The sequence below is a fragment of the Erythrobacter sp. CCH5-A1 genome (assembly GCF_001557115.1).
Classification (GTDB): domain Bacteria; phylum Pseudomonadota; class Alphaproteobacteria; order Sphingomonadales; family Sphingomonadaceae; genus Erythrobacter.
Genome location: NZ_LSKQ01000107.1, coordinates 23,578 through 42,004, shown reverse-complemented (window position 1 = coordinate 42,004; position 18,427 = coordinate 23,578). Strand labels below are relative to the sequence as shown.

16 protein-coding genes and 1 tRNA gene are annotated in these 18,427 nt (G+C 67.8%); 7 read left to right on the top strand and 10 right to left on the bottom strand.

Annotated features, from left to right (window positions below; translation table 11 throughout):
- Positions 1-370 precede the first annotated feature (370 nt).
- The 5 genes from AX708_RS20285 to AX708_RS05665 form a co-directional block, all read right to left on the bottom strand.
- The gene (locus AX708_RS20285; protein WP_197426137.1) at positions 371-1,252 is read right to left on the bottom strand and encodes a hypothetical protein; all 882 of its coding nucleotides are present in this window, start codon (positions 1,250-1,252) and stop codon (positions 371-373) included.
- A gap of 370 nt (positions 1,253-1,622) precedes the next feature.
- On the bottom strand, positions 1,623-2,123 hold the full coding sequence (locus tag AX708_RS05680; protein WP_066530611.1) for an MGMT family protein: 501 nt from the start codon (positions 2,121-2,123) through the stop codon (positions 1,623-1,625).
- Positions 2,124-2,519: 396 nt separating this feature from the next.
- Positions 2,520-3,068, bottom strand: a complete 549-nt coding sequence (locus tag AX708_RS05675) for a GNAT family N-acetyltransferase (protein WP_066530612.1) — start codon at positions 3,066-3,068, stop codon at positions 2,520-2,522.
- 7 nt (positions 3,069-3,075) lie between these two features.
- Positions 3,076-4,254, bottom strand: coding sequence for an aromatic amino acid transaminase (locus tag AX708_RS05670; RefSeq protein WP_066530613.1), 1,179 nt, complete (start codon positions 4,252-4,254; stop codon positions 3,076-3,078).
- A gap of 70 nt (positions 4,255-4,324) precedes the next feature.
- A complete protein-coding gene (locus tag AX708_RS05665; protein WP_082747205.1) occupies positions 4,325-5,167 on the bottom strand; it encodes a DUF1134 domain-containing protein in 843 nt (280 codons plus the stop codon).
- Positions 5,168-5,422: 255 nt separating this feature from the next.
- Here AX708_RS05665 and AX708_RS05660 point away from each other — a divergent pair.
- Both AX708_RS05660 and AX708_RS05655 read left to right on the top strand, forming a co-directional pair.
- Positions 5,423-5,513, top strand: a tRNA-Ser gene (locus tag AX708_RS05660).
- A 196-nt stretch (positions 5,514-5,709) separates the two neighbouring features.
- The gene (locus AX708_RS05655; protein ID WP_197426044.1) at positions 5,710-8,547 is read left to right on the top strand and encodes a TIM-barrel domain-containing protein; all 2,838 of its coding nucleotides are present in this window, start codon (positions 5,710-5,712) and stop codon (positions 8,545-8,547) included.
- A gap of 42 nt (positions 8,548-8,589) precedes the next feature.
- Here AX708_RS05655 and AX708_RS05650 read toward each other — a convergent pair whose 3' ends face one another.
- Positions 8,590-10,005, bottom strand: a complete 1,416-nt coding sequence (locus AX708_RS05650; protein ID WP_066529085.1) for a family 43 glycosylhydrolase — start codon at positions 10,003-10,005, stop codon at positions 8,590-8,592.
- 79 nt (positions 10,006-10,084) lie between these two features.
- Here AX708_RS05650 and AX708_RS05645 point away from each other — a divergent pair, with 79 nt between their 5' ends.
- The 5 genes from AX708_RS05645 to AX708_RS05625 all read left to right on the top strand — a co-directional run bounded on the left by AX708_RS05645 (position 10,085) and on the right by AX708_RS05625 (position 15,095).
- Positions 10,085-10,921 (top strand): phytanoyl-CoA dioxygenase family protein, encoded by an 837-nt coding sequence (locus tag AX708_RS05645; protein ID WP_066529081.1) that lies wholly within the window; start codon positions 10,085-10,087, stop codon positions 10,919-10,921.
- 76 nt (positions 10,922-10,997) lie between these two features.
- Complete coding sequence (locus tag AX708_RS05640; protein WP_066529079.1) at positions 10,998-12,095, top strand: ABC transporter ATP-binding protein; 1,098 nt, start codon at positions 10,998-11,000, stop codon at positions 12,093-12,095.
- Positions 12,092-12,970 (top strand): carbohydrate ABC transporter permease, encoded by an 879-nt coding sequence (locus AX708_RS05635; protein WP_066529077.1) that lies wholly within the window; start codon positions 12,092-12,094, stop codon positions 12,968-12,970. The genes AX708_RS05640 and AX708_RS05635 overlap by 4 nt, the downstream gene beginning before the upstream one ends.
- Positions 12,967-13,791: a carbohydrate ABC transporter permease gene (locus AX708_RS05630; protein ID WP_066529072.1), complete on the top strand. Its 825-nt coding sequence runs from the start codon at positions 12,967-12,969 to the stop codon at positions 13,789-13,791. Before AX708_RS05635 ends, AX708_RS05630 begins: the two co-directional genes overlap by 4 nt.
- Positions 13,788-15,095: an ABC transporter substrate-binding protein gene (locus AX708_RS05625; protein WP_066529069.1), complete on the top strand. Its 1,308-nt coding sequence runs from the start codon at positions 13,788-13,790 to the stop codon at positions 15,093-15,095. The genes AX708_RS05630 and AX708_RS05625 overlap by 4 nt, the downstream gene beginning before the upstream one ends.
- A gap of 6 nt (positions 15,096-15,101) precedes the next feature.
- Here the strand turns inward: AX708_RS05625 and AX708_RS05620 are convergent, their stop codons facing one another.
- The 4 genes from AX708_RS05620 to AX708_RS05605 form a co-directional block, all read right to left on the bottom strand.
- Positions 15,102-15,815, bottom strand: coding sequence for a FadR/GntR family transcriptional regulator (locus AX708_RS05620; RefSeq protein WP_066529066.1), 714 nt, complete (start codon positions 15,813-15,815; stop codon positions 15,102-15,104).
- 70 nt (positions 15,816-15,885) lie between these two features.
- The gene (locus tag AX708_RS05615; protein ID WP_066529063.1) at positions 15,886-16,806 is read right to left on the bottom strand and encodes a Gfo/Idh/MocA family protein; all 921 of its coding nucleotides are present in this window, start codon (positions 16,804-16,806) and stop codon (positions 15,886-15,888) included.
- Complete coding sequence (locus AX708_RS05610; protein ID WP_066529061.1) at positions 16,803-17,450, bottom strand: 2-dehydro-3-deoxy-6-phosphogalactonate aldolase; 648 nt, start codon at positions 17,448-17,450, stop codon at positions 16,803-16,805. The genes AX708_RS05615 and AX708_RS05610 overlap by 4 nt, the downstream gene beginning before the upstream one ends.
- Positions 17,447-18,349, bottom strand: a complete 903-nt coding sequence (locus AX708_RS05605) for a 2-dehydro-3-deoxygalactonokinase (protein WP_067489655.1) — start codon at positions 18,347-18,349, stop codon at positions 17,447-17,449. The genes AX708_RS05610 and AX708_RS05605 overlap by 4 nt, the downstream gene beginning before the upstream one ends.
- Positions 18,350-18,427 lie beyond the last annotated feature (78 nt).

The following is an 18,427-nucleotide window of genomic DNA, read 5'->3' as shown; positions in this document are numbered from 1 at the left end:
CTCCGACTGATCCGCAGAAATTACCCCGCGGGGTGGAGAGCCGTCCACGACATCATTTGCTGACGTTGTTGTCTGTCCGCGACACGGAGCGATTTTGCGCGCTGCAGTAGCATTCGCCTCGGCCGCCATGGCAAGTTGAAGGCGCAGTAAATCGACTTGAAAGCAAGCCGGAACCGGCGTGAGGCCAATATGCGAAAGGGGCAACGGTGACAGCAGCGTCGCCGGGCATCATGATGAAGCGCCCGGGTCGCTTGCTCAAGGGTAATTCGACTACAAATTGATCAAGAAAGGGCGCGCATAGGCGCTAACCAAAATGGGGCAGAGCAGGTACGCCTCTGCCTCTAACGTCCGGCACATTCTGAGACGCAACCTAACAATCACCAACCTTCGCTCGTGCAAAACCCGCCATAAAAGCTTCGATCATCGGTCGATCAGGAATTGTTGGGTTGAAAATACGACCTTCCATCGCAGGCAGCGCGGCACATGCTTTGTCTCTTGGGATTTCTGTCGTTGTGAAGGGCCCAATGTTGCTACCGTAGCCTGATGCAATAGCGAAGCCCACATCGTACGCTGCCCCGTCGTTGATATCAAACGTTTGGGAACCCCACATCCATGGACGGTTTTTTAGCACCTGAGCATTTGCTTTTGCAATCTGAGATAGAAGGTCAAATCCGATTGTTATGCTAGCGGTTGTCTCTCTGTTTTGGACCACCCCCTGACCCATGAGGTAGGTTACAGCTTCGGCTGAGCTTACCGTCTTTACAGTGCCATCGGCTAAACCAAGGCGGATTGGTACATCCATTTCGAGCCGATTAGATTCTTCAAGACTCAAACTAAAATTCTTACTAAATAAACTTCTCAATAGAGAATCAGCCATCTTTCCAGGCGCTCTATTTGCAGATCCAAGCAGAACATTCTTTATGAATTCTGCTTGCGCATTACTGCCAAACTTTGTTTTTATGGCCAGAGGAATAAGCAAGTCGAGAGGCAGACCTATAGCAGATCGCCCGCGTATGAAACGCGATTGCTCAACATGCAATTTTGCAAAATCTTCTGGTTCAGTCCAAGAATCGTAATCTTGATGCAAGGCCAAAATAAATCGGCGCACCGTCTCTGCCCCCACGGCAGCTCTTTGTAGATCTATTTCCTCTGCGTTGCGAGTTGCGACCTGGGCCTCAAGCCGCTCGTTAGTATCGGTCGTTTCCTTCGCTGCGGCGGAAACTGATAGAAAAGCAACTGCGGCGGTGCCCACGCACCAATGCTGGCGAAAAACTCTCATGTAGCGCCCCCGACTGCTGTTGCTATGTGGAGTCATGGATCTGGCCCTTCTTGCCAGCATATCGGGCGTTTAACGAATCCGCAAAGCGCAATTCACTCAATCGAAGAGCGAGCAGACCGAGCTTTCGTCAGCAATGCGGCGGAAGGCCGGTCTGCGGCCCCCCAAGCTGATCAAGATGATTGCCGGCCAACCGCCTGGCCGGCAAAGTCGCCAAAAAAGCCGCCGTTCAGCAAACCACCCACCTGCGGTCATTCCCTCGCCTCGTCCATCTTCCCGAAAGCGGACGTGTTTCGCGCTTTCCCCCTTGCGCTCTTGCTGCCCGGCGCCGCCGAACAAGCCGGCCTCAGGCCCGCTCCTCCAGCGGATCGGCGGGCGCGCGTTCGGCGAAGTCGAAGACCGCCGGTTGGCGCCTCAGCGGCGACACGCGCACGCCCTCGGCCTCGAGCAGCGCCTGCTGGGCTGCGGTGCCGCCGGGGAACTTGGGGTTGAGGAAGCCGCCCTTCTTCAACACCCGCCACCACGGGGTGAGCTCCGCCTCGGGCACGCCCATGAGGCGGCGCTCCTCGGCGGCGCGGGCGGCCATATTGAGGAAGATCGCGGTCGAGACCGGACAGGCGACCGCAACGCCATGCCGCCGCGCGAGCGCCGCGCGCACCACATCGAGCGTTGCCACCTCGCCCTGCCGCAGCCGGCGCACCAGCGCATCGACCTCGGCGGGCGAGGAGACCACCATCGCGCCGCCCGCCGCCTCGCGGAAGCCGGGCGCGCCGGGCGGGATCATGTGGACGATATGCGGCTCGCGCCCACTGGCGAGGTGGTCGAGGGCGGATTTGCGCTTGGCCATGCGGGGTCTCCCGATTGCGATCCGGGTGAGGATTATCGCGGGCCAGCGGCGGAGAGAATAAGAGCGGTTTGTTCCCGTTCTGGTCAGGAGCGCCTCATCCTGCCGGCGGCCCGCGTGCCCAGCCATCGGCACGCCCGAAAGCGGATGTGCTCAGCGCTTTCCTACAGACGCGCCAGATGATAGCCCCGAGCGGCTCTTTTGCATCGTCGTTGCCACGCTTCAGCCCCGCACAGGATCGTGCCTGCGCCCCGAAACGGCCGCGAAAACGCAAGGCACAGTGTCAACTTCGATTTTGCCGGATAACAACATGAAATATAAGGCAAATTGCCGTAGGAAATCGATGTTTACAGTGTCAACTTTGTAAACTTCGCTCCGCCCCTCGGGGCAGACGCACCGTCACCCCGCCAGCGGCCCCTTCGCAAAGCTCTCGCGGGTGATGACGTAGGTGAGGTGCGGGATAACCGCGCCGTCGGCCATCACCCGGTCCTCGCGCCGGTCGGTCAGTTGCGCGCCGATGTTCTCCAGCGCGCGGCGCGAGCGGGTGTTGGTCTCGCCGACGAGGAAGCGCACCTCGGCGACGCTCGCCAGCGCGTGGGTCAACATCAGCCGCTTTATCTCGTGGTTCCAGCGCCCGCCCCAGTGCGAACGCGCGAGGAAGGTCCAGCCGATCTCGACCGAGCCTCCGCCTGCCTCCTCGAGCCCCTGAAGGCGCGAGGAGCCGATCACCGCGCCGCTTGCCGCGTCCAGCGCGATCAACGCGCCTTTGTTGGCGAGCGCGTCCTCGAAGAAGGCGCGGAACACCGGTTCCTGCCAGCGGTCATGCGCGGGGTGCTGCTCCCAGACCAGCGGGTCCGAGGCGACCGCGAAGAGCGCGTCCCAATCCTCCGCCCGGAGCGGACGCAGGCGGACAAGCTCGCCCTCCAGCACGGGCTGGCGGTCGAGCATGTCCGCGTTACTGCGCCACCGCCGCCAGCGCGGCGATGAATTTGGGCAGGTTCGAAGGCGTCAGCCCCGCGATGTTGATGCGGCCCGAGGCGGCCATGTAGATGCCGTGCTCCTCGCGAAGCTGGGCGACCTCCTCCTTGGTGATCGGCAGCATCGAGAACAGCCCGTTCTGGTGGCCGAGCGGCGTCAGGTCGACCCGCCCCGCGCTCCCCGCCGCGGCGAGCGAATCGCGCACCTGGCGCATGCGCGCACGCATCGTGTCGAGCTCGGCGAGCCACTGCTTGGTCATGTCCGCGTCGCGCAGAATGATCCGCACCGCCGCGCCGCCGTGATCGGGCGGCATCGACCAGCCCGCGCGGGCCAGCGCATTGGCGTTGGAGAAGGCGGTGTCGAGCGTGCCCGCATCCTGCGCCAGCACATAGAAGGCGCCGACGCGGTCGCGGTACTGGCCGAAGTTCTTGTCGCAGGAATAGGCGACGAAGGCCTCGGGCACCTTGGCCAGCAGCCCGCGCATCCCGGCGGCGTCCTCCTCCATGCCGTGGCCGAGGCCCTGATAGGCCGCGTCGATGATCGGGAAGGTGCCGCTGGCGGCGAAGGCGTCCGCAATCGCGGCCCATTGGTCGGCGGTGTAGTCGATCCCGGTGGGGTTGTGGCAACAGGCGTGGAGCAGCACCGCCTCGTCAGCCGCCGCGCCATTGATCGCGGCAAGCACGGCGTCGAGGTTGGCGGTGCCGTCGGGGTTGGCGTGTTCGAAGGGCGCCAGCTCCATGCCGAGATCGGCGAGGATCTGCGCGTGATTGGGCCAGCTCGGCACGCCCATGTGGACGCGCTTCACGCCCGCCTTGGCCGCAAGGCCCAGCGCAAGCCGCACCGCGCCCGTGCCGCCCGGGGTCTGCATCCCCTGGATGCGGCCGCCCATGCTCGGGTCGGCCGCGCCGAAGATGTAGGGCATCAGCGAGGTCACGAAGCCCATGTCGCCCTCGGGCCCGAGGTAGGACTTGCTCTCCTGCGTTTCGAGCAGCACCCGCTCGGCCGCCTTGATCGCCGCGAAGACCGGGGTCGCGCCGCTCTCGGTCCGGTAGACGCCCACGCCGAGATCGATCTTGTCCTCGCGCGGGTCGGCGGCGTGGAGGCGGATCAGGGCGAGCAGGGCGTCGGGCGCCTGAGGGCTGAGTCGGTCAAGCATGCGCGGGCGCATGGCCCGCGCCTGCACTTATCGCAACCGGCTTTTCGTATTCAGCGACAGATTCTTGCCGTCAGAAGGGCAGCCACTTCTGTTCCTTGGAGAACTTCATGTAGCCCGCATTGACCCCGAGACGGAGCCCCGCGCCGACCCGGATCGGGATCAGCACCACATCGCCGCGGCGCAGATAGCTCGCGGTGAGGCCGCCGACGAAATAGGCCTGACCCTCGCCCGCCGGGAAGCGCTTGAACAGGTCCTCGGTGTCGAACAGGTTGTAGACGAGGACGAAGGTGTTGCCCGCATTCGCGCCGGCATCGAAGCCGATCGAGGGGCCGGTCCAGTAGACCTTGCGCTCGCCTTCGACCTTGTGATGGAGCGTGCCCGAGCCATAGCGCGCGCCGACGATGAAAGCCCCGCCGGCCTCGCGCCCGACGATGTAGCCGTTGGGCTGGCCCTGCTTCTTCAGCAGATCCTCGATCAGCTTGGCGAGGCCTTCCGCGCCCTTGCCGAACACGCCCTCGGCCGCGCCGATGAGGTCATCCTCGCCATAGGTGTCGGCGGTGGCGGCGGGGGTGGTCTGCGTGGCGGGCGGCAGGGTGTCCTGCGGCGGGAGCGGCGCGCTGTCGGCGGCGGGCGGCGCGGCATAATCGCCGAAGGTCGCATCGACCGTGGGCTCGCCCGGAGGCGGGGTCTGCGGCGCGGGCTGCGGCGCGGCGAGATCGGCGTCGATCGCGCCGCTGTTCGCCGGGGGATTGGCCTGCGCATAAGCGTCGGGATCGACTGTCTCGAGATCCTGCGCGGCGGCGGGCGCTGCGGCTAGCGACAAGGCGGCGAGCGCGCCCAGCACCATGCCCGCAGCGCGGCGCGCCAGACCCGGTCGGCTGGCTTCAGGGAAGCGGGCGATCATCATGCTCATTCTGCGGCCTTTCGCATGCTCGTGTCAGTCCCGGTTTTCTGCGCATCGCAGCAGAATCGCTTCTGCCATGCGCCGCAACCGTCCGTCGCCGAGGCGAATCCGAATTGCGACGAACCGCTGCCGGCCCTAGCCGCGCGAGGCTGAACGCCTCCCGAACCGTGCCTGCTCGGCCGTCTCGCGATTTTTGTTGAAGCCACCTTGCCGCTGGCCCCGGCTCCGACTATAGCCCCGCCCTCGCAGCCCAAGCTGATGCCCGGAGACGTGGGTGAGTGGCTGAAACCAGTTCCCTGCTAAGGAACCGTACTCTATCAGGGTACCGAGGGTTCGAATCCCTCCGTCTCCGCCAAAACCCGCTGTAACGAGAGGGCTTTTCCGCTCCGGCGGACGTTCTTCTCCCAGCCACTCCTCGAGAGCCGAAAGGCCCGCGGCTAAGCGCCCGGCGGTTTGCCGCACGCGGGGTTGCTAGGCCGCAGTTTTGCACATAGCCTCGGCCTCACGCTATCGCGCCCAAGACGGTAGCGGAAAAGGGGGAGACGAGGCTGGTGCTGGAACCGAAATTGGTAGCGGTAACATCGAGGGTTATCGCCTGCGCCGCGGCGCTTCTCGGGTTGACCGGCACGGCGTGGGCGGGCGAGGTGCGGGAGGTGGCGCACGGGATGATCGTCACCACCGATGCCGGGCAGCATGTCCGCGTGCTCGCCCATGCCGATGGCACTTTCCGCGTGACCGTCGCAGACGCCCTGCCTGAAGGACATCCGACCACGATGGTGACCGCAGAGGCCGACGGCGCGCCAGTCTTCCGGCGCGAGGGCGCGCTTGCCACGCTTGTCATGCCGCAGGCTTCGGCCGAGGTCGGTCTCGCCGATGGGCGCATCGTCATCCGCGATCCGCGCGGCGCGGTGCTGCTGGACGAACACGCCCCGGCCCGAAAGCTCGCTCCCGTCACGATCGAGGGGCAGCCCTGGCTCGCCACGCGGGTCCAGTTCAACCGCGGCACCGACGAGGGGCTCTACGGCCTCGGCCAGCACCAGAACCGCCAGATGAACTACAACGGCGAGGATGTCGAACTCGCCCAGCACAACATGGCGATTGCCGTGCCCTATCTGGTGTCGACGAGGGGCTACGGCATCCTGTGGGATAATGCCTCGATCACCCGCGTCGGCGACCCGCAGCCCTATGCCAAGTTGTCGCTCGACTGGCGGGCGCAATATTTCCTTGGGCAGAGGCAGGTGCTCGACCGGCGCGAGGGCACCATCGACTACCAGTATCTGCGCGATCAGGCGCGCTGGCCCGCCGAGGCGAAGGTCGCGACGGTCGCGGCGACCACCGGGCAGAATACGCAGGGCAATGCGACAGAGACCCAGCGCGTGGTGTGGACCGGCACCTTCACGCCCGAGGCTGCAGGGGAGCACAAGTTCCGGCTCTATTCCTCGTCCTATGCGAAGGTCTTCGCCGACGGCAAGGAGGTGCTCAGCCGCTGGCGGCAGAACTGGAACCCCTGGTATCACACCTTCGCGCTCGATCTGGCGGCGGGCAAGCCCGTGGAGCTGCGGATCGAATGGGAGCCCAATCAGGGCTACATCGCCTTGGAACACGCCGATCCCCTGCCGCCCGAGGATCGCCATTCGGTGAGCTTCGCCAGCGAGGCGGGCAAGGCCATCGACTACTACGTCGTCCCGGCCCCGACCATGGACGACGCCGTAGCCGGTTACCGCCGCCTGACCGGCAAGGCGCCGATGATGCCGCGATGGGCCTACGGCTTCTGGCAATCGCGCCAGCGCTACAATACGCAGGCCGAGGTGGTCGGCGTGATGCAGGCCTATCGCGACCGGAAGATCCCCATCGACGCGATCGTGCAGGACTGGTTCTACTGGCCCGAGGACAGTTGGGGCTGCCACTGCTTCGATCCCGCGCGCTTCCCCGATCCGGCCGCCATGGTCGAGGCGGTCAAGGCGCTGGATGGCCGGGTGATGATCTCGGTCTGGCCGAAGTTCTATCCGGATAGCGCCAATGGCAGGGCGCTGCGCGAGAAGGGCTACCTCTACGAGCGCCCGCTGGAAGCCGGGCAGCGCGACTGGGTGGGCAAGGGCTATGCCAACACCTTCTACGATCCCCATCCGCCCGGGGCCCGGGCGCTCTATTGGAAGCAGATCTCCGATAGCCTTGTGCCGCTCGGCTTCGATGCCTGGTGGATGGACGCGACCGAGCCCGACTGGCACTCGAACCTCTCGGTCGCAGAACGCGCTTACCAGATGACCTCGCCCGCCACGGGCGTGCCGGGGGCGGCGATCTTCAATGCCTATCCGCTGGTTCATGCCGAGGGGGTGGCCGAGGGGCTACGCGTTGCCCAGCCCGACCAGCGGCCCTTCATCCTCACCCGCAGCGGCTTTGGCGGAATCCAGCGCACCTCCTCCGCGCTGTGGTCGGGCGATGTCGCGGCGCGGTGGGACGATCTGCGCGACCAGATCAGCGCCGGGCTCAACCTCAGTCTCGCAGGCGTGCCCAACTGGACGCACGATATCGGCGGCTTCGCGGTCGAGGAGCGCTACAGCAAAGGGGATCCCGCCCACCTTGCCGAATGGCGCGAGCTCTATCTGCGCTGGTTCCAGTTCGGCGCGTTCTCGCCCCTGTTCCGCAGCCACGGCGAGTTTCCGCATCGCGAGACCTATCTGGTCAGCGAGGGCGATCCGGCGATGCTGGAGGGGCTCACCCGCTACCACCGCCTGCGCTACCGCCTGCTGCCCTATATCTACACGCTGGCGGCAGCGACGCATTTCGAGGATGCCACAATCCTGCGCCCGCTCGTGATGGACTTCGAAAGCGACGCGAAGGTCTGGGGGATCGACGACCAGTACCTGTTCGGCCCGTCGATCATGGTCGCACCGGTCACCGCGTTTCAGGCCCGCGCGCGGCAGGTCTACCTGCCGGGCGGGAGCGACTGGCATGATGCGCTCACAGGCAAGAGGCTCTCCGGCGGCCGGACCGTCACCGCGGCCGCCCCGCGCGAGCGGGTGCCGCTGTTCGTGCGGGCGGGCGCGATCATTCCGGCCGGGCCGGACGTGCAATGGACGGGCGAGGCACCGCAAGGGCCGCTCACGCTCCACGTCTTTGCCGGGGCCGATGGGCGCTTCACGCTCTACGAGGATGCAGGCACCGACATGGGCTATGCCCGCGGAGAATTCGCCCGCATCCCGATCGTCTGGAACGAGGCGACCCGCACCCTGACGCTTGGTGCCCGCGAAGGCAGCTTTCCGGGCATGGCGGCGGCGCGCCGGATCACCGTGGTCCTCCACGATGGCACCGGGAGCGGCGACGTGTTCGACATGCGCGAAGGCCGTGCGCTGACCTACGAAGGCAAGCCGGTCACGCTCGCGCTGTAGCGCTCGGAGGCGGTCCGAAGCGGCAGGCCGCGTTCCGGCGCGTTAGGTGAAGACCACCTTGTCGCGCGAAAATTCGAGCTTGGTCGTAAGCAGCGCGCGAAAGCAGTTGTAGCCGCCGGTGCCGGGGAAGAAGGCGTGGAAGAACAGCTGGGGCTTGCCGTCGAGCCCCGGCGCCACGGAGGCGTGGCCCGGCGCCCACCAGGTCTTGACCGATTTCAGGAGCGGCCCTTCCTGCTTGACATAGGGCCCGAGCGGATGGTCGGCGACCGCAACGCCGATGCCGTAGGCGGGCGTGCCGAAATCGTTGCCGGCATAGAACAGCCAGTAGCGCCCTTCCTGCAGCGTTACCCACGGGCCTTCGATCAGGTGGCCTTCCCACTCCTGATCGTTGCTCAGCACGATCGTGTCGGTGCCGACGAGGTTGCCCGCCTCGTCGAGGCGCTGGGCGTGGATCGGGGTGCTCATGGCATCGACGATGAAGGCGGCTTCCTCCACCTCGGACAGCACCCCCTTTACCTGCTCCCAGTTGTCGAGCACCGCCTCGATCATCGGCTGCATCAGGAAGAAGCGCTCCATCGGACGCCGAGTGTTGGCCCAGGGCTGGACGGCGGCGGCAAAGCGCGCGGTGAGGCGGTCGGCCTCCTCGCTGAACAAGCGGTCGACGAGATCGGGGCGGCGGCGCAGCAGCCCGGCGAGCGGGCGTGGCCAGACGCCGTTGGTGTCGCGCTTCCAGAACAGGTAGCGATCGCCATTGGCGTCGATGAAGATGTGGCTGTCGATCACCCCGCCGCTCAGCATCGGCTGGGTGGGATCGTCGGGGAAATTGGTGGTGTTGATCGAGAACCCCGCCACCAGCGGAGCCCCGAGATCGGTCCACGGCCCCGTCGGGTGCGGCGCCTTGGCGAGGCCTATCGCCAGCGCATTGGAGCGCTGCCGGGCGGTGTAGACCAGCCAGTATTCGTCCCCGACCTTGGCCATCTCGGGCGCCCAGTAATCGCCGACAGAGCGGCCGTGCGCGGTCCATTCGGGCGCCTCGCCTTCGGGGAAGACGAAGCCCTGGTGGCTCCAGCTTTCGAGATCGTGCGAGTGCAGGATCGGAAAGGCGTCGGGCGCATCGTTGGAGGTGGCGACCAGCCAGTAGCCGTCCTCGGTCTTGAGCACCGCCGGGTCGCCATATCCGGCAAAGGTGCGGGGGCTGAGGTTGTCGAGGATCAGCGGGCGCCAGTCGGGCTCCGGCCCATCGATCGGGACCGGCTTGTGCCCGGCCGGCGCGCGGGTGCCGAAATCGCGGGCGAGCTCGCTGAAGAACACCGCGTAGTGGTTATGCTGGCCGGTCGGGATGCGGTAGCTGTGGGTCTTGTCGCCCAGCCTCACGGTGAAGCGCGTGGCGATGCCCTCGGCGACGGGTTCGACCTCGAACGGCGGAACGACGTCAGCAGGGGCGGCGATATCGTGCATGGGCATTCTCTCTGGAGGCTCTCGCCAAGCCGGGTCCCGGCTGTTAAATCTGATTTGTATGATAATTTCAGAGGTGGCAATGGCAAGCACTTTCGATGCTCCGGACCGCTACGATACCGGGGCGGTCATGGGCGGGCTCTATGGGGAGGGCATCATCGGGCTGTCGGGGGCCTTCGACCCGTCGCTTGCCGACCGGCTCCACGCCGAGATCATGGCGATTTTCGCCGAGGTGAAGGACGTGCCCGGAGGCGCCCTGCCGCGCGGGCCGGCGCGCTGGTATGTGGAGATCCAGCCCGAGCGCCTGTCGGATTTCGCGACCATCGCGGCCCATCCGTGGTTCGTCGCGGTGTGCGAGGCCGTGCTCGGAAAAGATTACCGGATCATCGAGGTAGGGTTCGACATTCCCTTCCCCGGCGCGGCCGACCAGCCCTGGCACCGCGATTTCGCCGTGCCCGAGGCGACCACCGCCGGCCGCCGGCTCAATTCGCTCGCCTTCAATCTGACGACGGTCGACACACGGCCCGAACACGGCCCGTTCGAGATCGCGCCGGGGACCCAGTGGGACACCTTCGAGGGCTGTTCCAAGGGCATGTTCCCCCCAGCCGACCTGTGGCCGCGCTATGCGGCGCGCGCCGTGAAGAAGCTTCCCCGGCGCGGCGATATCTCGGCGCGCTCGGCGCTGACGGTCCATCGCGGCACCGCCAATGTCTCGGACGAACCGCGCCCCGTGCTGGTGATCGGAGTCGATGCGCCCGACGCCACCAACGGCGCGCATCACGATCTTCAGGCCACCGCAGCCTACCTCGACTGCCTGCCGCCGGTGGTGCGCGACCACCTGCCCGCCCGCGTGGTCGAGCGCCTCGAGCCCGTAATCCAGCACCATGTTATCGAAGGGCTGCTGTCTGCGACCTATTGAAATGCGACGGGTGCGTTGACCTGCGGGAAGAGATGCATCATTGTCGCATAAATATGATAATTAGGCGGGGGTGCCCTTGGCCGGTCTCGAACTGATCGACGTCTCGAAGTCCTATGGCGACGTGCCGGTGCTCGAGCACGTGTCGCTCAGCGTGCTGCCTCGCGAATTCATCGCCTTCCTTGGCCCCTCGGGCAGCGGCAAGTCGACCTTGCTGCGGATCATCGCCGGGCTGGAGAACGCCGACAGCGGCGAAGTGTGGCTCGATGGCGAGCGGATCGACACCCGCCCGCCGGGTGCGCGCGGGATCGCGATGGTGTTCCAGCACTACGCGCTCTATCCGCACATGACGGTGCGCGAGAACATCGCCTTCGGCCTCGTCAACGCGGGCGTGACGAAGGACGAGATCGCGCGGCGCATCGCGCAGGCGGCGGACATCCTCGAGATCGCCGAGCAGCTCGACAAGAAGCCGGGGCAAATGTCGGGCGGGCAGCGCCAGCGGGTCGCGATCGGGCGCGCCATCGTCAAGCAGCCGCGGCTGTTCCTGCTCGACGAGCCGCTCTCCAACCTCGATGCCGCGCTGCGCGGGCGCACCCGGGTGGAGCTGGCGCAGCTGCGCAACCGGGTCGACGCGGCGCTGATCATGGTGACTCACGACCAGGCCGAGGCGATGACGCTGGCCGACCGGATCGTGATCCTCGACGATTGCTGCATCCAGCAGATCGGCACCCCGGCCCAGGTCTATGCCCGCCCCGCCAACGCCTTCGTCGCGCGCTTCGTCGGCTCTCCGCCGATGGCGATGCTGCCGGGGGTTGTCGCGGGCGAGGAGGCCGGGCAGGTGCGCGTGCGGCTGGCCGGGGGAGCAGTCCTCGCCACCGCCGTACCCGCAGGCGGGCTGGTCGCCGGGACAGAGGTCGAGGTCGGCCTGCGCCCCGAGCATGTGCGCCTCGCCGCGCCGGGCGAGGAGGGGCTGGCCGCGCAGGTCGAGCTGGTCGAGCGGCTGGGCGACCGCACCTTCCTCTATGCGCGCCTCGTCGACGGGGCGGAGATCGTCGCGCTTGAGCCCGGCTTCGGCACGCTGCGTCCGGGCGAGGCGGCGGCGCTGGTGATCGATGCGGCGGCCGCGCACATCTTCACCGCGGGCGGCGCGGCGCACCATCCGGAGCCGCGCGGATGACGGCGGCCCTGCGGGACAGGTGGGCGGGCTACGCCTTTGTCGGGCCGTTCCTGCTGGTCTATGCCGCCGTGCTGATCGTGCCGCTGGTGATGGGCCTCGTCATCAGCCTCCACCGCGCCGACCTGTTCGGGCGGCGCGAGTGGATCGGGCTTGCGAACTACAGCGAGGCGCTGGGCGATCCGGTGCTGCATCAGGCGGTGGGCAACACCGTGCTGCTGGCGCTGCTGATCGTGCCGCCGCTGACGGTGATCGCCCTGCTGCTGGCGCTGGCGCTGAACCGGCCCGGACGGTTCGCGGCGGTCCTGCGCGGGGTGTTCTTCTCCTCGCTGGTGCTGTCGGTCACCATCGTGACGCTGATCTGGCGCTTCATCCTGACGCCCGACGCCGGACTGATCGCCGAGGGGCTGGAGGCGGCGGGCCGCGCGCCGATCCCGTTCCTGTCCGACCCCGACCTCGTCATCCCGGCCATCGCGGTGACGACCCTGTGGTGGTCGCTGGGCTTTCCGGTGATGCTGATCCTCGCCGGGCTCCAGCAGGTGCCGGGCGACATCTACGAGGCAGCCGCCTTGGACGGCGCGGGGCGCTGGACGGTGCTGCGGCGCATCACCCTCCCCGCGATCCGCCGCACGCTGCTGCTGGTCGTGATGCTCCAGACCGCGGCGCAGTTGCAGCTGTTCGGGCAGGCGCAGCTGCTCACCGGCGGCGGCCCGGGCGGAGCCTCGCGCACCATCGTGCTCTATATTTTCGAGGTCTCCTTCGGGCGTTGGGAGCTGGGCTACGCCACCGCCATCGCCGAGCTGCTGTTCGGGATGATCATCGCCCTGACGCTCCTCCAATATTGGCTGGTCACCCGCCACGAAGAGCCGCGCACTTGAACGCCCACCGCCTCTCGCCGCTCGCGACGGGGCTGCTGGTGCTGGGCGCGCTGGTGATGCTTGCGCCCATGGCGTGGACGCTGCTGCTCTCGTTCAAGAGCAACGCCGCGCTGATGGCCGATAGCGGCGCGGCCTTCGCCCCGCCCTGGACCTTCGAGAACTATGCCGCGATCCTGCAGGGCTCGCTCACCCTGCAATGGCTGGCAAACAGCCTGATCGTCGCGACCGGCGCCACCGCAGGTGTGCTCGTGCTGTCGAGCCTCGCGGGTTACGGCTTCGCGCGGCTCGAATTTCCCTTCCGCCGCACGCTGTTCGTGGTCGTGCTCCTTGGCCTTGCCGTGCCCGAACAGGCGGTGATCCTGCCGCGCCACCAGCTGTTCGCCTGGGCGGGCCTTCACAATTCCTACCCCGGCCTGATCCTGCCGAGCCTGACGGGAAGCTTCGGGGTGTTCTTCATGACCCAGTATTTCCGCGCCATCCCCCGGGAATTGGACGAAGCCGCGCTACTCGAGGGGGCGAGCCGCTTCACGCTGTTCTGGAAGGTGCTGTTGCCGCTGACCTGGCCCGCGCAGGCGACATTGGGCGTGTTCACCTTCCTGGCCGCGTGGAACGACTACTGGTGGCCGCTGATCTCGGCGACGACGAGCGACTATTTCACCCTCACCGTCGGCCTCGCCTCGGCGCAGATGAACTATGCGCAGACCAGCGGATTGGGCTTCCTGATGGCACAGGCCGTGTTCGCTTCGATCCCAATCCTCGTCGTCTACATCGCCTTCCAGAAGCAGATCGTGCGCGCGATGGCGGGGACGGCGGTGCGATGATCGGCAGAGCGCTCGCCTTCGGCTTCGCGATGCTGCTGGCGGGCTGCGCGCCTGCCGACGACCGGCCGGAGATCGTCGTCCAGCGCTTCTTCGGCGAATGCGGCGCGGCCTATGGCACCAGCACCGATGTCGCCGCGGCCGATACCGAATGCGGGATCCTCACCACGCTCATCAACCGCTTCGAGGCCGAGAACCCGGATATCCGGGTGAAGGTCAATGTCGTTGCATGGCCGGGCTACCCCCAGCTGGCCGCGCAGATTGCTGCGGGCGATCCGCCCGACCTCGTGACAATGCACCAGTCGGTGATCTCCGACTATGCGGGGGCCGGGCTGATCGAGCCGGTCGAGCCGCTGCTCGACGAGGCGGGGATCGACCCCGCCGCCTTCACCCCCGCCGCGCGCGCGGGGGTGGAAAAGCAGGGCAAGCTCTACGCCATGCCATGGGACACGATCGGTCGGCTGTGGCACATCAACACCGCGCTGATGGAAGAGGCCGGGCTGATGCGCGGCGGGAACCCTGTGCTCCCCCGTTCGCCGGAGGAGCTGCTCGCCCACGCCCGCCAGTTCAAGCAGCGCACCGGCAAGCCCTATCTCATCCAGGCGCAGGTCAGCGCGCCCGATTTCCACGTGGCGCTGCTCTACACCTACCTGCTTGCGCAGGACGCGGTGATCTTCCCCGATGACCGCCACATCCGCCTCGACACCCCGGAGGCGCGCGCGATCGTCAGCACCTTCCGGCAAATGAATGCGGAAGGGCTGACCACGCTCGATCAGGATTTCCCCGCCGCCACGGCCGCCTTCGTCCAAGGGCGGGGCGGGATCTTCCCGGTGGGGACGTGGATGCTGGGGCCCTATGATGCCGAGGCAGCGCGGCCGCAATCGCCGCTCCACGGCAACTATGCGGTCGCCCCCTTCCCGCGCCTGTGGGGCAAGGAGGCCGCCTTCGTCGACGGGCACGCCTGGGTCGTTCCGGCCGCTCGCCGCCCGCCGGCCGAGCGCGCGGCGATGGCGCGGTTCCTCGCCTTCCTCGCGCGCTACAATTACGACTGGTCGCGCACCGGCCAGCTGCCGGCCTTCGCGCAGGTGGTCGAGAGCCCGGCTTTCCGCGCCCTCCCCCACCGCGCCGACATCGCCGCGCTCGCCAGCACGGGGCGGCAATTGCCCGGCTATGCCCGCCGCCAGAGCGCGGTGCAGGGCCTGATCGGCGAGGAACTGGAGGCGGCGATCACCGGCGCCAAGCCGGTCGATGCGGCGCTCAGGGATGCCGAGCGGCGGGTCAACCGGCTCTATGCGCAGATGATGTGAGGCGCGTCAGGCCTTGGCCTCGGCGTCCGCGATCAGCGCCATCACGTCCTCGATCAGCGCGTGCATCGCCGCCTTTGCCGCTGCCGCATCGCGCGCCTCGATCGCGGTCAGCACCGCGCGGTGCTGCGGCAGGCTGGCGGTGCGGCCCTTGAAGCGGTTGGTGAAGCGGATCGAGGTCCTGAGCGCGGTCGACACCACGTCGCGGAACTGCGCGTAGAAGGGATTGGCCGAGGCTTCGAGCACCGCGATATGGAAGGCGATGTCGGCCTCCAGCGGATCATCGTCCCCCGCTTCGGCAGCGACCATGCGCTGAAAGCCCGCCTCGATCGCGGCGATGCCCCCGGCATCGGCCGCATCGGCAGCCAGCCCCGCCGCCATCGGCTCGATCGCAATCCGCAGTTCGTTGAACTGGCGCAGCAGATCGAGCGAGAATTTGCGTTCGAGCATCCAGCGCAGCACGTCGGGATCGAACAGGTTCCAGGCGCGCGACGGCTGCACGCTGGTGCCCTTGCGCGGGCGCGCCACCAGCAGGCCCTTGGCGGTGAGCATCTTCACCGCCTCGCGCGTGACCGAGCGGCTCACCGCATATTGCTTGGCAAGGTCCGCCTCGGTCGGGAAGGCGGCGGTGTCGTATTGCCCGACCACGATCGCCTTGCCGACCGCCTCGAGCAGCGCATAAGTGAGGTTGCGGCCCGATCCGACCGATTCCATTGTATTCATTCGCGAGATGCCCCTTTCTCGTCTTTGCTTCCGGATACGACGGAATGGGGCAGGGGCGCAATCCACCGGCTCATGCACTGTCCCCTACGACGGTGCGCCGCGCGATCAGGGCGGCATCGGCGAGAATCCGCATCGGCTCGCTGTCGACTTCGACCGCGCGGGCGCGGACCAATTCGGCGAAGCGGGCGTAGATGGCGGGGTATTCGGCAAATGGGCCGAGCGGCTGCTCCGCCCCGTCCACCTCCAGCCGCGCGCCGCCACCGGTGAGCGCGAGTTCCCGGCCCGAGCGGGTGGCAAGGCGGATGCTCCATGCTTCCTCGCCTGTCTCGCGCCAGTCGAAGCGGGCGCTGCGGCGGCGGCCGGCAAAGCGCAAACTGGCGGCGATCGGGGCCTGCCGGCCGGCGGGGATGACGAGCTCCGCCTCCTCGACCACTAGCCGCTCGGGCAGGACCGCGCTGACGATCGAGAGCGCGTTGACCCCCGTGTCGAACACGCCGAAGCCGCCCTCCTCCCAGATCCAGTCCTGCCCCGGGTGCCACTTGGTCACGTCCTCGCGCCAGTCGATGGCGAGACTGGCTAGCTGCTCGCCCGCAAGCAGCGCGGCGGCGGGGGCGACGGCGGGGGCATATTGCGAATGCCAGGCGGCGAACAGGCAGGTTTCGGCGGCGCGGGCCTGCGCGATCAGCCCCTGAAGCTCGCCAAGGGTGGCGGCCGGCGGCTTCTCGAGCAGCACCGCCAGCCCCGCCGCGATCGCCTGCGCGGCGATGGCGCGGCGGACGCGCGGCGGGGTGCAGAGCGCGACGGCATCCATCCCGCCCGGCATCGCCGCGATGAGCGCGGTGAGGCTTTCGAACACCGGCACGCCCGCATCCGCCGCGCCGTGCGGGCTGACCACCGCGACAAGCGTGAAGTCGGGATGGCCGGCGATGGCGGGGGCGTGTTCGGTGCGGGCGATCTTGCCGTAGCCGACGATGGCGATGCGGATCGTCACGGGTGCCCCTCCCCCTCCGCCAGAGCGGTAACGAAGGCCCGGGCGCGCTCCGCAACCTCGGCGGCGCGCATGCCGGGGGCATAGAGCGCGCTGCCGAGCCCGAAGCCGTCGGCCCCGGCGGCGCGGTAGGCGGCCATGCTGGCGGGGACGATCCCGCCGACCGGGATCAGCGGCACGGCACGCGGCAGCACCGCGCGCAGCGCCTTGACCACGGCGGGGGACGCGGCCTCGGCCGGGAAGAGCTTGAGCGCGTCGGCCCCGGCCTCGAGCGCGGCGAAGCATTCGCTCGGCGTGAGGCACCCGGGCGCGGCGGCCATCCCGGCGGCCTTGGCGGCCCGGATCACGCGGGCGTCGGTGTTGGGCGCAACGATCAGCCCGCCGCCCGCCTCGGCCACGCGGGCGACGTCGGCGACGCCGAGCACCGTCCCCGCGCCGATCAGCGCCGCCGCGCCCAGCCGCTGCGCCAGCCGCGCGATGCTGTCGAAGGGGGCAGGCGAATTGAGCGGCACCTCGATGATCGTGATCCCGGCGGCGACCAGCGCCTCGCCCACGGCTTCGGCGTCTTCGGGAGGCAATCCGCGCAGGATTGCGATCAGCGGGCAAGCGGCGAGGTGACGCGCGAAGGGGGTGGCGGCGACGGTCATGCAAGTTCCCCGAGCAGCGCGCAGGCTCCGGCGCGGAAGGCGGCGTTGCCGTCGATCACGTCAGGCGCGGCATCCGGCGTGCCCCGGACCTGCGCGATCGCGGTGGCATAGAGCGCGGTGAGGTCCGGCCGCCCGATCAGATACGGCGCCTCGCACCCGCTGGTCCGCAGACCGGCGCGCACCTCGGCACCGATCAGCAGCCCGCTGACATAGCCCGGCCCGTCGATCATCGGCACATCAAGCAGGTGCGCGGCGCGCAGCGCGAAGAGGTGCCCTAGGGGATCGCCCTCGCCCGAAGCGACGACACCGGCGGCAAAGCCCGGTCCGATCCGCGCCTTGCCCTGCATCTGCGGGACGAGGATCGAATGCTGGCCAAGCAGCGCGAAAATCTCCCCCGTCATCCATGTCGAAAAGCCCGCGATCCGGCCGCCGCGAAGCCGCACCCACTTGGCGTGGGTGCCGGGCAGGCACAGCGCCCCATCCTCGGGGACCAGCCCGCTGGCGAGCGCGCCGAAAATCTGCACTTCCTCGCCGCGCATCACGTCGGGCGCGTCGCGGCGCTCCTGCGCGACCCCGGGAATGATCCCGGTGCGCGCATCCACCCAGACGATCGCTTCGCCAAGCGTGCGGGCATCGGCGGGGCAGGCGACATAGGGCGTCTCTTGCCAGCCGCGGTTCGATCCGATCATGCCGCCCATCAACATGGGCAGGTCGCCCAGCGCCTCGCGCAACTCGGCAAGCCTTGCAGGGAACCCCCCGGCAGCGACCGAGGAGACCCCCGCATCGTCCTCCAACGCCGCTTCCACCTCGCCGCGCGCATCGATGCGCCACGCCCGGCGGTTGGTGGTGCCCCAGTCCACCGCAATGAATGGCCCTCCACCGATCCGACTGCCGATCAACCTCTGGCTCCCTTGCCGCTTGCTTGGATTCATTTATCTTATAAATAAGACTCGATCAAATGCCAGCAGCGAAGTGCG